The following is a 14449-nucleotide window of genomic DNA, read 5'->3' as shown; positions in this document are numbered from 1 at the left end:
GACCTTTGTTTTATAAGTCTGCAGTTAATAGCATATCGGGCCCGAATCGTGACCATGTAAAATGTTTAAACGGAACCACATCTTCCATCCTGTTCATTCCCAGGCCCTGTACACTTTTAGTTCCGCCACCCAAAAGTTTTGGGGAAATAAAAAGCTGAAGACGATCCACCAGCCCCGATTTCAACAACGACGTTGATAAGTCCCGCCCTCCCTCTATAAGTAACGAGGTCACGCCATGATCCGCCAGTTTTTCCAACATCTGCTTTTGGTTTGAATGGCCATTGTGCTTATCAACCACTAAAATCTGTCCCCGAAAGTAGTTGCTTTGAAGCATCTTCAGCATAGGGTCGGCCACTTCATCGGCTTTAGATTTATTATGCGTGACAATTATTGTTTTCTCTTCGTACTGATCTGAGAACAGATTCAGATTTCGGGGAAGTTCGAGCGGCCCGTCAACCACCACACGTATTGGCTGCCGCCCCTCTACCATTCTTACGGTCAGAGAGGGATTGTCGTGCATAGCTGTATTGCGGCCTACGAGCACTGCATCGGTACGGCTCCTCCACCGATGTACTTCAGTGCGAGAATCAGATGATGAGATCCATTTCGAATCACCGTTCGGTGCCGCAATATAGCCATCGGCAGTCTGTGCGATCTTTAGCGTAACCAAAGGACGCGAAAACCTCACGTAGTGTAGCCAGGCTTCGTTTAGTGCTTCTGCCTCTTCTTTCAACATTCCGATATCAACCGCTATACCGCTATTTTCTAACATCTCAATACCTTTCCCATTCACCTCAGCAAATGGATCCTGCATGGCGATAACGGCACGCTTGAGCGGGAGCTTAGCAAGCATGACGGCACAGGGCGGTGTTTTGCCATGATGAGCGCACGGTTCAAGAGTAATATATATCGTGGCTTGTTCCAGCATTGATCTGTCTTTTACAGACTTTACGGCCAGCACTTCGGCGTGCTCTTTCCCGTATTTCTGATGATATCCTTCCCCGATGATATTACCATCCTCAGAAACAATGACGCATCCTACCATAGGGTTCGGCGAAACGTACCCCCGCCCTTTTTCAGCAAGACTTAAAGCTCGCTGCATCCATATTTTATCTTTGCTCTTAGCCATGTCGACATCTTGGTTGAGAGTTCTCTGGAATTTATAAATAAAAAAGGGCAAGAAGTATCTTCTCGCCCTTTTCAATGTTTTATAAATGAATAAAATTTATCAGCGAATAAGCCGGTTTCGGTTATCCGTAATACTTGCATTTTCTTTTAGTTCCTCAATAAACACCTGGTTAAAGGTGCTGACTTTTTGCTGCTCAAGCTGGGTTCTGATCTGAGAGCGCTGAGCTTCTGTCAGCTGTTCTGCATCGGCCATCTCTTTCGAATCTACACGCACTACAAAAACGGCTGTTTCGCCTTCAATCGGTGCTGTAACGTCTCCTTCATTCACGGCAAAAACAGCACCCACTACTTTCGGCTCACGTCCTGCGCCGGGAATAGTTGCAGAGCTCATCCGAATATTTTCAGATGACTGAACTTCTTTCTCTGCCGTTTCAGCAAGAGTTTCAAGATCTGCTGACACGCCAGTCATTTCCCGGACCCGGCGGAGCATCTCTGCCCTGCGCTTATTGTTCGTCACAATATTTTCTATCTGATTTCGCACCTCGGAAAGCGGGCGTGTACCTTCGGGAATTTTTTCCAGCAGCTGAAGAACCACAAATTGATTGTTAAGCTCTATCGGTGCCGATACGTCATTTGCCCTCATTCTTTTGAGTGTACTCAAAACCTGCTGGCTTTGTCCCAGCCCGGGAATAAATGGATTTCCTTCAGTAGCGGTGGCTGTTCTCACATCCAATTCTCTGCGCTCTGCTTCTACCTCAAATCCTTCTTCAGCAGCATAAAACTCAAATTCTTCAGCGCTTTCAGCAAGGCGATCAACCGTGGCTACAGGGTCGGCTTCGACCTCATACGAAAAAACCGCAAACTTAATTTCGCTGCCTCTTTCGTCTATTTTCTTAAAAATGTGTGGGTCGCCGTCAATCATGACAACTTCTGAAACTTCACCCTCTTCAAGATCAAGAACGGTGCTGTATTCTTCGCGAATTTGATCGCGCTCTACGTATGCGCCGTTATATGGTGTTGCAGATAAGTTTCTACTGAAAAAGAGTGAGTCATTTTCTGCCTGTTCCAATCGCTGACGCATGTTTTCAACATCCTGAATGGTATTGGCCGTATCTGATGCGGTTGGCTCAATATTCCATTGAACATACTGAAACCTGTAGGTCTCGGCGCGTTGGAACTGCTCGGGATTATTGTCAAGATATGCCCTTAATTCCTCCTCGGTAACGGTAATATCTTCTTCGGATACATCAGCATATGGAAACCGAACGTAGCTGATATCAGCAAATGAGTTAGTTCGAAGGTGGTGATTTTTTACATCAAGACTGCTGATCTTGAGGCCGGCACTGATAAAGTTATTTAACTTTTGCTGGCGCCGGTTATCGCGCAGCTGCTGCTCAATGGATATCCAGATTTCACTATTTTCAGGCGCGTCAATGGCGGCCTGAAGTGCAACACGATCGATATTACCCTGTTGATCGGAAAACTGCTGACGAATAAACGGGGCTGGGTTTTCGCCCGTAACCATATCCAACAATTCCCTGTCTGTGACGGTAATGCCGAGTTCATTCATTTTTTGCTCAACGAGCCTCGATGCCACGAGATCTTCCCATGCCTGCTCTTCCAGCATGGCCCGGGTCTCCGGGGTCATGTCGCCGCCCTGGTTTTGGTTATACTGATCTACGTAAAAACTTACACGCTGATTATACTCCTGAATACTGATAGGCTCGCCATTTACGACACCCATATTCTGTGGCCCCTGAGTCATCCCGCCGAAAAAGTCGACATCGGCCAGAACCCATAAAATCCCAAATGAGAAAATCAGTATCCATAAAATTGAGGAGGTACTGTTCCTCATTTTTTCCATTACTCCCATAACAATCCTCTAAAACAACTTAATTAACAATTAAAAATTTGCTCGTACTTTCGGTTCACTGCATCAAAAATCTGTATTTAGGCTTGTGTGTATGCTAGTCTCATCACATCCTATGAAATAAGTACAGAGCCTGAAAAGTTACGATAACATCACAATAATAGCAACGAACGGCAGCTTCTGAAATTGAGCCGGATCTTTAAAATAATTCTATGATCTTCATGTGCTTCAGATAGCGACCAGGATCCTCATTAATCCCTTTCATAAGTACATTAAGCTCATTAGTAAGCTCGTCGAGATTGTCGTAGAGTGAGGGATCGTTCACCATTTTTCCAATTGTACCTTCACCGCTATTTATTTTCTTAAGAATTTCATTAAGTTCTGCCGATGCCCCTTCGAGCTCAACACGTACATTTTCCAATTCCCGGATATTCTTTTCAAGAGATGCTATAAGAGTGTCTACCCTGGGGCGGCTATCTGTTGCCAGCGTGTCGAGCTGAGCCAGCATTGAACTGCCCGACGTAATGGCCTGGTCTATATCTTGCTGCTTTTTCTCAAGCATTGAGGCAATCCGCCGTGTTGCCGACGATGTATTTTTCAATGTCTCATTAAGCGAGCTTTGCGTATCCTCGTCAAGCGTTTCGTTAAGCTGTTCAAGAAAAGTATTCAGCTCTGTAAATGTACTGGTGAGGTCATCCCCCAGCTCCTGACCTTTTGATCCAAGAGTTTCCATAATACTTTGTACGTACCTTCCCTCAATGGTACCCCCAAATTCTACATATTCGTCTGATGAACCCAGTTCAAGCACAATTGATTTTCCTTCAATTAATCCAAGGGAGGTCAGATATGCAACAGTCCCTTTTGGCAGCGGCCGATTCATATCAAGCCGCATGATTACCCTCACACTGTCTGAGGGCGTTAATTGCACCTGGCTGACCGATCCGACTTTCACACCTTTCACAAAGACCTGGCTGCCCGTACCCAATCCATCTGCCCGGACAAATGTGGTTTGAACCTTTAGAGATTGGCTTAAAATGGGCACGTCCGACATAAAACGGAATCCTACCACAGCGACGATAGCTGCCAGTAAAACAGTGATTCCTACTTTAGTTTCACTACTGATGTTCAATGGTCTTCCTCTGTTCTGTTTAAATTTGATATTCGCTTGCTTTCACAAACTTATTGAGCGCTTCATGGTCACTGGCCCTCATGTCTTCAACTGTACCATGCCAGCTCAATTTTTGTTCATCTAAAAATGCAACTTTATCGGCAACATCTAAAACACTATGCATATCGTGAGTCACAACTATAGATGTTATACCCAGCGACTCGGCCATGTTAATGATAAGCTTGTTAATCTCATCCGAAGTTTGAGGGTCAAGGCCGGATGTTGGTTCATCATACATCATGTACTCCGGTTCCAGAATAATAGCTCTGGCAAGCCCAACCCGTTTTCTCATACCGCCTGACAGCTCTGCAGTTTCTTTGTCATGAACATCCTCAAGGTTTACCTGCTCAAGTGCATTCATCACCGTATCCCTGATTTCAGCTTCCGACATGGTTGTGAAATAACGAAGCGGAAAAGCTATATTTTCGAAGGTGTTGATTGAATCAAATAAAGCCGATCCCTGGAAGAGAATTCCAAATTTCTGACGGAGTTTGCGTTGGGTAACGTAATCCTGTTCAAAAATATTGGCACCATCGATATGCACTGAGCCTTCATCGGGATATAGCAGGGCATTGATATGCTTTAGCAATACAGATTTACCGCAACCCGACCGGCCGATAATGGCTATGGTTTCGCCCTCTTCAATTGTCATAGATACATCTTTCCAGACAAGCAGGTCGCCAAAACTTTTTGTAAGATTTTTAATCTCTATCATGATCTGAAACAGATTATAGTAATAAAGCCGCGAGAACAAAGTCTGCCAGCAGAACAATCATACAACTTAAAACTGTGGCTTCTGTTGTACTAGTTCCTACGCCTTCAGCGCCTCCGGTAGCAAAATACCCTTTATATGAAGAGATTGAGGTGATGATAAATCCAAAAACAAACATTTTTATGAACCCAAAGATAAGAGTCCACGGGGTGAAATACATGCGCGCCCCTACCAAAAAGTCGGCGACCGGAACTGTTCCTGTAAGAATACCGGCCAGCAGCCCGCCACCCACACCAAAAACACTTGCTACTACATAGAGAACCGGAAACATAAGAATGCCCGCAAGGACCCTGGGAACAACCAGAAAAGAGACTGAATTAAACCCCATCGACTCGAGGGCGTCAACCTGCTCGGTTACACGCATCGTTCCCAGTTCTGTTGCTATCCTGGCCCCCACTTTTCCTGCAAGCACAAGGCTGGAGATAACTGCTGCCAGCTCAATCAGAATAGATTCCGATACAATGGCACCAATTGTTGAGAGTGGGATAAAGGCCGAATCAAGCTGGTAAGAAGACTGAATAGTCATCACCGACCCGGTAAAAAAACCCGTCAGCATAATGATCGGCACAGAGTCGTACCCAATCTTTACCATTTCCTGAAAAAAGCTTTTTCTGTATGTCTTTAGCTCTGAGGATGATCTTAGCGCCTGGTACAGCAGAGTGCTGTATTTGCCAATTTCTTGAAATGCATTCATCGGTTGATAAATAAAATCTTCAGGCTTTCTACCTGTTTATTCTTTCAGGGGATTCGATTTTGGTTATATTACGAAACATTTACTCCAATTGTGGTCATTTTCAGTGTCAGTTTACAAGCATCTATTATATTTAATTCTTTTTTCGTGCATCAGTTCTGCCGTCGCCGCACAGAATCAAAGTGAATCGGTTTATCGTTTTCTTACTATCAACCCTGATGCCAGAAGTGCCGGCCTTGGCGGATCGCATGCGGCAATGATAAACCCAACCTCCGCTCAATTCGTCATCAACCCTGCCTTTCTCAACAGGTCAGAAACGGATCGCGTTTATCTGTCCTACCTGAACCATTTGGGCGACATCCGGTACGGCACTGCAAATTATGCACGTGAACTACCGGGATTTGGAAATGTATCTGCGTCACTCAGGTATTTGAGCTATGGTGCCCTCACCCGCTTTGATGAAATGGGAAATGATCTGGGATCCGCGTCTGCTAACGATCTGGCACTCACAGTGGGATTTGGCACATCGCTTACTAATCAGCTCAGTTATGGTCTGTCGATAACGGGAATTCATTCTTCTTTGATAGGATACCGCTCATCTGCAGTCTCTTTTTCAGGAGGCCTTTTGTATAACCTCGAGGGACGAGAAACATCCATTGGCGCGTACCTAAATAATGCAGGTGCACAAATTACGACGTACAACGGGTTATCTGAATCTTTGCCGCTAAACTTGGCGCTTGGCATTGCCCATCGCCTTCAATACATTCCCGTGCGTCTTCACTTTACGTTGAAAAATCTTAATAACTGGCCACTCGAATATGCAGATGATGAGACCATACCTTCTTTTTTTGATGCGCTGCCAAGACATATAACCGGTGGTGCAGAATTTCTTTTTGGTGAGCGTGTATCAGCTCGGATTGGTTTTGATCCATGGCTTAACAATCAAACACGAACGGGCAAACGCATCGACGGGGCAGGATTTAGTTTTGGCTTCGCAATCCATCTTAACACCATAGACATTGATTTCTCACGAACAAGCTTTAGTGACATGGGGAGCGTGGTACAGCTTGGGATTGGGTTGAAGCTATAAACGGACATGAAATTACATTTAAAGCGATCGTCAGTTCAAAATACATTGTTTAAGCGATTTATACCGGCTGAATAGATTATTTTAAGATCGGCCGAACGCCTTTATTCAAAAACTTCAGAGCATAATTATGATACGTTATTTTACATCGGGTGAATCTCACGGACCGTCCCTTACAGGCATCGTTGAAGGAGCACCTGCGGGCCTCGATATTCATGAAGATGAAATTGAACATCACCTTGTACGCCGGCAAAAGGGTTATGGACGCGGCGGACGAATGGCATTCGAAAAAGACAGGGCGACCTTTCAGTCGGGCGTAAGGTTTGGCAAAACCACAGGAGCCCCTATCGCTATGACCATGCCTAACAGGGCCTATGAAAAAGATAAAAGCAACTGGCCTGTGGTAATGGCTAAGAGTGGTGAACGCGGTGACGTGGAACGAATTACACTTCCCCGTCCAGGCCATGCCGACCTTGTTGGCACACAAAAATATGGGTTTGATGACATCCGGCCCGTCATTGAACGCTCCAGCGCACGCGAAACAGCCATGAGAGTGGCATGCTGTTCTGTAGCACGGAAGTTTTTGGAGACCCTCGGCATTCAGATCGGCGGCCACGTGATTCGAATCGGGGCTGTTGGATATAAATCCTGGGAAGAGGTTCGCGATATCGCTGATCCGCTTTATGAGAACGGCGCTCATCAAATCTACAAGCGGTCTGACGAATCAGATGTTCGCTGTCTTGATGATGACCTGAGTGCTCAAATGCGGGAAGAGATCAAACTACGTCGTAAAGAAGGCACCTCTCTTGGCGGTATATACGAAATTATCGTTACAGGCCTCCCGGCCGGGCTTGGAAGCTATGTCCACTGGGACAGAAAAATAGATGGTAAACTGGCTCAGGCTATTGTAGCAACTCAGGCGATGAAAGGTGTAGAAATAGGCCTCGGTTTTGAAGCCGGTCAGCGGCAAGGCCACCAGGTTCACGACGAAATCATATATAATGACGCCTTCAAACGAAGGACCAATCGCGCCGGCGGAATTGAAGGAGGAATGACAACCGGTATGCCGGTTATTATTCGCGGGGTGATGAAGCCCATTCCTACAATGATCAAGCCGCTGAAGACTGCAGATCTGGATACTAAAAAAGAAGAAGATACACGGTATGAACGGTCTGATGTTTGTGCACTGCCTCGGGCTGTAGTAGTTGCCGAAAGCGTTATTGCACCGGTACTTGCCAACGCCATACTTGAAAAATTTGGCGGTGACTCCATGGACGTGATTCTTCAGCGCTACCAAAAAGAGACCGGGTATGACAACGCATAAAAAAAATATAAGCCGACTTGCTAAAAACATTCAGCAGGATCCCTCTGATACATTTTCAAAATTCGCCCTCGCGCTGGAACTCTTAAAAGATGATCGCGTAGAAAAGGCACAGCTTCTTTTCGAAGCTATTTTAAAACAAGATCCTGACTATCTCGGCGTTTACTATCATCTTGGAAAGCTTTATCAGCGCCGGGAGATGTACAGCCATGCGAAGGAGATGTTCAGTAAAGGAATCCAGGTGGCAGAAAAGAAGAATGAATCCCGTACAAAATCTGAACTCTCAGAAGCATTAGTTCAGCTACAGTTTGAAATTGAAGATTAAACGAATGATTTATAAAACGGTTCTTGCCGCAATTACTTTTTTACTTCTATCGCTCTCAATTGCCCCGGACGCCACAGCACAGGCCGCCGGTCAATCTCACACTGTTCAGCAGGGAGAAACACTGTTTAGCATCTCCAGGCTTTATGATGTAACGGTGGGTGACCTCAGGCGATGGAACCGGCTTGAGTCCGACGTACTCACTCCCGGCCAGGAATTGCTCGTGGGACCGCCGAGGAATGATGATTCTGTTGTTCACACGGTTGAATCCGGCCAGACTCTTTTTGCCATTTCCCGGCTTTATGATGTTACCATTGCCGAAATACAGTCCTGGAATAATCTCGAAGGCACACAGCTAAGTGAAGGCCAGGAGCTTATTATTTTTCAGGTTCCGCAAGACGAGGATTCAGAGCCTGAAGATCTGTCGCCCCAATCCGAGGACACCGAGCCTCGTGAATCTATTATCCGTGACCGTGAGGGCACCCGCGGCACAACATACTACACCGTACGCAGCGGCGATACCCTTACACGCATAGCGCGCTTGCACGATATGACGGTCGATCAGTTAAGAGAATTAAACAACTTACAGTCCGATATGCTCAGTATCGGCCAGCGTTTAACGGTTCGAGATGTACAAACCGCCCCGTCTATTGCTGATGGCGCTGAAGAATCAACGCCTCAAGGTAAATTTGTGAGTTACAGGCTTGAGTCTGGTGAATCAGCTGTTGATTTACAAGACAAGTTCATGATGAGTGAAGATGAACTGACGGCCCTTAACCCCGACCTTGATATCGAGTCGCTTCAGGGCGGGCAGCGTGTAACAGTTTTACTGCCGCCATCAAGAAATTTTAGCAACCCATTCAAAAAAGGAGCGTCTCTTGAAAATCTAGGCGAAATCCCTGTCAGTCGCTATTCTGACAGAGACCGGGCGAATCCCACAACCAGCGGTGAGCTTTATAATCCGGACTATCTTACAGCCGGCCACTCAAACATGCCGCTTGGAAATGTTATTTACGTAGAGAATCCTGAAACAGGTCAGGGTGTCTACGTACGAATTAATGACCGCACCTCGGGCAGTGGTATTATGCTATCGCACAAAGCATTTGAGATGCTCGGCTTTTCGAGCATTCAACGCTCCAGCGTTGTTGTTTATTTAGATCAATAAATAAATTGACGATTGGCTGAAGTTACTTTATATCCGGTTAAAACCTACTTCCGACAGACTCGCGGTCTTTATTACAGCTATATATTTGCGCTCCCCCTCTTTATACTTTACGAGATTTTTATCCGATTCTCCCAGGTTGGCAGTGAACAGGTCGTAAGAATTTCAGTTGATATTTGGTTCCAAACGCTTTTCTCTTTTTTTGGATTTGATGCGTTAACAGCAACGCTTGGAATAGCACTACTGGTAGGTGCGATCATCATATTTACGCATAGAAAGAACCTGCCTGCTCTCAGATTAAGGTTTTTTGGCTGGCTATTGGTAGAATCTGTACTGTATGCTATCCTGTTTTCGCTCCTCATCAGTCAGTTTCTGGAGCTTATCCTTCAGATGGATTTACAAAATAAAACTGCTTCATTATCCAAATTCCAGCTTTTTTCACTTTCACTGGGTGCCGGGCTTTATGAAGAACTTTTTTTCAGGGTATTCTTGGTATCCGCCCTTTTCTATGGGGCACAATATATTTTTACCGCTAAAAGAACTGCTTACATAATTTCTGCAATCGTTGCGGCAGTTGCATTTAGCGGTGTTCATTACGTAGGTGAATTTGCTGACGCGTGGTCATTTGGAAGCTTTCTGTTCCGTTTTCTATTTGGCTTAACATTAAATGTTATTTATGTTGTAAGAGGGTTTGGATGCACTGCGTGGACCCATGCCTTATATGATTTAATAGTTGTGTTCAAAATTTGATTAATTAAAAAAAAGACTGTTCACTAATACTTACACATCATATCGAAACTATCAATTTGATCTATATAAGCAATGTAGCTACTTTTAGTTTATAAGTGTTTGCTCCCGGCAATGAAACCGGGCATTGTTTAATAATTTTAACCCCGCAAATGTTGAGGGTAGAAGGGATGCCAGAACTCACGAAAAAAGAAATCCGAAAACAATCCGACTTTAACGAAGAGATTATTCCTCATCTTGACGCTCTGTATAACTTTGGATTACGTTTAACGTCCGATCCAAATGATGCGGAAGATCTTGTCCAGGATACCATTGTAAAAGCATATCGTTTTTTTAGCAGTTACGAAAAAGGAACAAATGCTAAAGCCTGGCTCTTCAGAATTCTTAAGAATTCATATATCAATAATTATCGGCGTAAATCGAAAAAACCTCAACAGGTTGATTACGATGAAGTCGCAACGTTTTATGAAACAATCAGGGCAGAGCGCACAGATACATCCGACCTCGAAGATACGATGTATCGCGAGCTTATAGATGACGACATCACCAAGGCCCTTGATCAGATACCTGAAGATTTCCGTACAGTGGTACTGCTTTGTGACGTGGAGGACTTTACATACGAAGAAATTGCCAACATGCTCGATGTACCCATCGGGACGATCCGTTCAAGACTTCACCGCGGGCGCAACTTACTGAAAGCACAACTGTTAGAGTACGCCGAAGACCGTGGTTATCTTGAAGAAGATTAAATCCTAAGTTTTGGGCACATTTACAGGATACTTCAAATGAATGCATTTGCTCACGTTATAGAGGAAGTGTAATACGAATTGTCGTTCCCTTATTTTTCTCGGATTGGAGCACAAATATTTTTCCGTCGTGATAATCTTCAATTATGCGGCGTGTTAGGCTTAAGCCAAGTCCCCACCCTCTTTTTTTTGTGCTGTAGCCCGGTTTAAAAATTTCATTTACATATTTACGGTCAATCCCTGATCCGGAATCTTCAACATCAATGACCAGCTTCTCTCCGTTTTCAAAAACGGAAACAGAGATAAATGCATCACCCTCCTTTGTCCTGATTGCATCCATAGAATTTTTTATCAGGTTCTCAATTGCCCACTGAAACAGCTCCGGGTTCAGCCTTATTTTCGCATCTGTTTTTATGGATTTTCGCACATCCACTTTCTTGCCGAGCTGTGGCAGCCGCCGCGCCATATAATCAACAACCTGGTCGACAATCGGATCAATGCGTACACTTTTTAATTCAGGTTCAGACCCAATTTTATTAAACCGCTCGGTAATACCTTTAATGCGGCTTACATCTTTTTCAATCTCATAAACGATGGAAAGCGTCTCATCATCATCCTTATTATTCTCTTTAAGCAGCTGTATCCACCCGTAAAGGCTTGATAGCGGCGTGCCCAGCTGGTGAGCCGCCTCTTTGGTCATGCCAACCCACAGGTTCGATTTCTCCGACTTGTTGATACTGCGATAAGTGAGATATCCAATCCCTATTAACACCGCCAGAATTCCAAACTGGATAAATGGAAAATACCGCAGGTACTGCACGGTTTGGCTCTCACCAAAATAGATGTAATTCCTAAGCTCCTGGTTTCCATCCGACCTGACAATTGTAATCGGGTCATTCACTTCTGCAAACTGGTCCACAAGGTCAGGGCTTACCTCTCCATCAATGAAACGGTTGGCTAAAATCTCCCCTTCTTCATCAGTAACAATTGTAGGAATAGAATAACGAGTATCAATAAGAAGGTTGTCCGACACAAACTGAAGCGTAGGATTTATGGCCTCCACCTCTTCTATCATTTGCACGACACTGTCAGGGACCTCTTCTATTGAGCGGAGAACACGGATCGACTCCAGCAAATTTGAGGTAATTTCGTCATGGACCGGATCGTTTGTAAACTCCAGCGCTTTCGCCCAGAGCTCAACACTGGCGCGTTCATGTTCGAGTAACTCTTCTACAAGAATTCGGTTGTAAAAAAAAGAGGCCACGGCAAGAAGTGCCAGTAGTCCGGCAAGAACAATCTTAATCCAGTTTAAGGGAAGAAGGTTTCGCATATGAGGAGATGTTATATCTATCAAAAAAAGACTCTGCCAATATCACGAATCTAAAGGGAGATTGCGAATTGACAGAGTCTATTAATTTTTCTCAGTAAACCTGCGATGCTATCAGATACCGTCAGTGTCAGTGAACTTCCTTAATGCTGATCATTATGGGAAGTTTGTAAAGGTACTTAAGCAGACGCTTTCTGCTTTTCGTAAATAGGAGGCGCCTGATTTTCAATCGTTTCGCGGGTAATAACACACCGTTTAACGTTTTTCATCGATGGAACCGTGAACATGATATCGAGCATAGACGCTTCAAGGATCGAGCGAAGGCCACGGGCACCTGTTTTACGTTCACGAGCTTTTTTAACAACTGCATCAAGCGCATCATCTTCAAACTCAAGTTCAACATCTTCCATCTGGAAGAGTTTTTTGTACTGCTTGGTGATGGCGTTCCGCGGCTTCAGTAATATTTCTACCATTGCCTCATCAGAAAGCTGTTCCAATCCGCAGATAATCGGAATTCGTCCGATCAGCTCTGGAATCAACCCGAACTTTTGAAGATCTTCCGGTTCAACTTTCGTAAAAATCTGTGGATCTTCCCTGTCAAATTTCACCTGGTCATCCGCCCGAAATCCCATCGAGCTCACCGAGAGACGTTGTGAAATCACCTCTTCGAGACCGCTGAACGCACCGCCACAGATGAAGAGAATATCGGACGTATCAAGCTGAATGAAACTCTGCTCTGGATGTTTACGGCCGCCTTTTGGAGGAATGTTTGCCGTTGTACCTTCGAGAATTTTCAGCAGAGCCTGCTGAACACCTTCACCGGACACATCACGGGTGATGGACGGATTATCGCTTTTGCGCGCCACTTTATCAATCTCATCTATATAGATAATTCCGCGCCGTGCACGATCCACATCGTAATCGGCTGCCTGCAAAAGATTGCTGAGAATGCTCTCAACATCTTCACCAACGTAACCGGCCTCCGTGAGTACCGTGGCGTCCGCAATTGTAAACGGCACGTCGATCACTTCAGCAAGCGTGCGGGCCAGCAGCGTTTTACCCACGCCTGTCGGCCCCATCAGGGCAATGTTGCTTTTTTCAATTCTTGTGTCGTCACCCGACAGGGATTGTGATCCCGAGATACGCTTGTAATGGTTGTAAACCGCAACTGAGAGGGCCTTCTTAGCTCCCTCCTGTCCAATCACGTATTCATCCAGTTTTGCCTTTATTTCAAGCGGCTTCATCATCGGCTTGTACTGGCGATCGCGCCGGCGAGACAGCGATGACAGGTCACTTTCAATGATACTTGACGCGTCTTCCACGCAATGGTTACAGATGAACACTTCAGGTCCGGCAACCATTGAGTCTACCTCACGGCTTGCACGGCCACAAAATGAACATGTCACATTTTCGCTGTCTTTCTTTTTACTCATAACTAAAAAACCCGGGGTTCACTTATTTTTTACCGTCTTTTTTTCTCGGCGCATCACATTGTCTATAAGACCATAATCAACGGCCTCATCTGCCGACATCCATTTGTTACGATCAGAATCGGCAGTTACCTTATCGACATCCTGACCGGAATGGTCAGCAAGGATTCCGGTTAATTCTCTTTTGATGCGAAGAATTTCCTGGGCTTCGATTTCAATATCGCTGGCTTGCCCCTGAACACCGCCAAGTGGCTGGTGAATCATCACACGGGCGTGAGGCAGCATATTACGTTTGCCTTTGGTACCCGCAGTTAGCAGAACAGCTCCCATCGATGCAGCCATACCCACACAGGTCGTGGCCACATCACACTTCAGGTACTGCATGGTGTCATAGATAGCCAAACCTGCAGACACCACGCCACCCGGGCTGTTGATGTAAAGGTTAATATCTTTTTCGGGATCCTGAGATTCCAGGAAAAGTAGCTGAGCCACAATCGTACTTGCAACCGTGTCGTTTACGGGAGTCCCGAGTATGACAATGCGGTCTTTAAGAAGACGCGAATAGATATCGTATGCACGCTCACCACGGCTGGTGGTTTCCACCACCATAGGTACAAGGTTGTTCTGTATTTGCGAAGAATCTTGCATAGTAGGGAATTCAAATAATGGTTGTTTCAC

General features: G+C 45.3%; 14 protein-coding genes. 6 read left to right on the top strand and 8 right to left on the bottom strand.

Annotated elements, in window-relative coordinates; genetic code table 11:
• Window positions 1–10: 10 nt before the first annotated feature.
• From ribD to AABW11_RS07080, 5 genes are all read right to left on the bottom strand, one after another.
• Window positions 11–1129 (bottom strand): bifunctional diaminohydroxyphosphoribosylaminopyrimidine deaminase/5-amino-6-(5-phosphoribosylamino)uracil reductase RibD, encoded by a 1119-nt coding sequence (gene ribD / locus AABW11_RS07100; protein WP_340104102.1) that lies wholly within the window; start codon window positions 1127–1129, stop codon window positions 11–13.
• 99 nt (window positions 1130–1228) lie between these two features.
• Window positions 1229–2983, bottom strand: a complete 1755-nt coding sequence (locus tag AABW11_RS07095) for a peptidylprolyl isomerase (protein ID WP_340104101.1) — start codon at window positions 2981–2983, stop codon at window positions 1229–1231.
• Between the two features lie 214 nt (window positions 2984–3197).
• Complete coding sequence (locus AABW11_RS07090) at window positions 3198–4127, bottom strand: MlaD family protein (protein WP_340104100.1); 930 nt, start codon at window positions 4125–4127, stop codon at window positions 3198–3200.
• A gap of 19 nt (window positions 4128–4146) precedes the next feature.
• Window positions 4147–4881 carry an ABC transporter ATP-binding protein gene (locus tag AABW11_RS07085; RefSeq protein ID WP_340104099.1) on the bottom strand — a complete coding sequence of 245 codons (735 nt, stop codon included), beginning with the start codon at window positions 4879–4881 and terminating at the stop codon, window positions 4147–4149.
• A 13-nt stretch (window positions 4882–4894) separates the two neighbouring features.
• Entirely contained in the window at window positions 4895–5632 is a 738-nt protein-coding gene (locus AABW11_RS07080; RefSeq protein WP_340104098.1) for an MlaE family ABC transporter permease, read from the bottom strand.
• An 88-nt stretch (window positions 5633–5720) separates the two neighbouring features.
• Between AABW11_RS07080 and porQ the strand changes: the two genes are divergently transcribed.
• The 6 genes from porQ (at window position 5721) to AABW11_RS07050 (ending at window position 11017) form a co-directional block, all read left to right on the top strand.
• Window positions 5721–6719, top strand: a complete 999-nt coding sequence (gene porQ / locus AABW11_RS07075) for a type IX secretion system protein PorQ (RefSeq protein WP_340104097.1) — start codon at window positions 5721–5723, stop codon at window positions 6717–6719.
• A 130-nt stretch (window positions 6720–6849) separates the two neighbouring features.
• Window positions 6850–8040 carry a chorismate synthase gene (aroC, locus tag AABW11_RS07070; protein WP_445263745.1) on the top strand — a complete coding sequence of 397 codons (1191 nt, stop codon included), beginning with the start codon at window positions 6850–6852 and terminating at the stop codon, window positions 8038–8040.
• On the top strand, window positions 8027–8362 hold the full coding sequence (locus AABW11_RS07065) for a hypothetical protein (RefSeq protein ID WP_340104095.1): 336 nt from the start codon (window positions 8027–8029) through the stop codon (window positions 8360–8362). The genes aroC and AABW11_RS07065 overlap by 14 nt, the downstream gene beginning before the upstream one ends.
• A 4-nt stretch (window positions 8363–8366) precedes the next feature.
• On the top strand, window positions 8367–9524 hold the full coding sequence (locus AABW11_RS07060; protein WP_340104094.1) for a LysM peptidoglycan-binding domain-containing protein: 1158 nt from the start codon (window positions 8367–8369) through the stop codon (window positions 9522–9524).
• A 12-nt stretch (window positions 9525–9536) separates the two neighbouring features.
• A complete protein-coding gene (locus tag AABW11_RS07055; protein WP_340104093.1) occupies window positions 9537–10271 on the top strand; it encodes a CPBP family glutamic-type intramembrane protease in 735 nt (244 codons plus the stop codon).
• Between the two features lie 167 nt (window positions 10272–10438).
• Window positions 10439–11017, top strand: a complete 579-nt coding sequence (locus AABW11_RS07050) for a sigma-70 family RNA polymerase sigma factor (RefSeq protein WP_340104092.1) — start codon at window positions 10439–10441, stop codon at window positions 11015–11017.
• Between the two features lie 55 nt (window positions 11018–11072).
• Here AABW11_RS07050 and AABW11_RS07045 read toward each other — a convergent pair whose 3' ends face one another.
• The 3 genes from AABW11_RS07045 to clpP all read right to left on the bottom strand — a co-directional run bounded on the left by AABW11_RS07045 (window position 11073) and on the right by clpP (window position 14419).
• Complete coding sequence (locus tag AABW11_RS07045) at window positions 11073–12344, bottom strand: sensor histidine kinase (RefSeq protein ID WP_340104091.1); 1272 nt, start codon at window positions 12342–12344, stop codon at window positions 11073–11075.
• A 176-nt stretch (window positions 12345–12520) separates the two neighbouring features.
• Complete coding sequence (gene clpX, locus AABW11_RS07040) at window positions 12521–13774, bottom strand: ATP-dependent Clp protease ATP-binding subunit ClpX (protein WP_340104090.1); 1254 nt, start codon at window positions 13772–13774, stop codon at window positions 12521–12523.
• Window positions 13775–13792: 18 nt separating this feature from the next.
• Window positions 13793–14419 carry an ATP-dependent Clp endopeptidase proteolytic subunit ClpP gene (gene clpP, locus AABW11_RS07035; RefSeq protein ID WP_340104166.1) on the bottom strand — a complete coding sequence of 209 codons (627 nt, stop codon included), beginning with the start codon at window positions 14417–14419 and terminating at the stop codon, window positions 13793–13795.
• Between the last annotated feature and the right edge of the window lie 30 nt (window positions 14420–14449).

This window comes from Rhodohalobacter sp. 8-1 (genome assembly GCF_038150125.1).
GTDB lineage: Bacteria > Bacteroidota > Rhodothermia > Balneolales > Balneolaceae > SW132.
The sequence above is the reverse complement of the archived record's forward strand: the minus strand, read 5'-3'. Positions and strand labels throughout refer to the sequence as shown.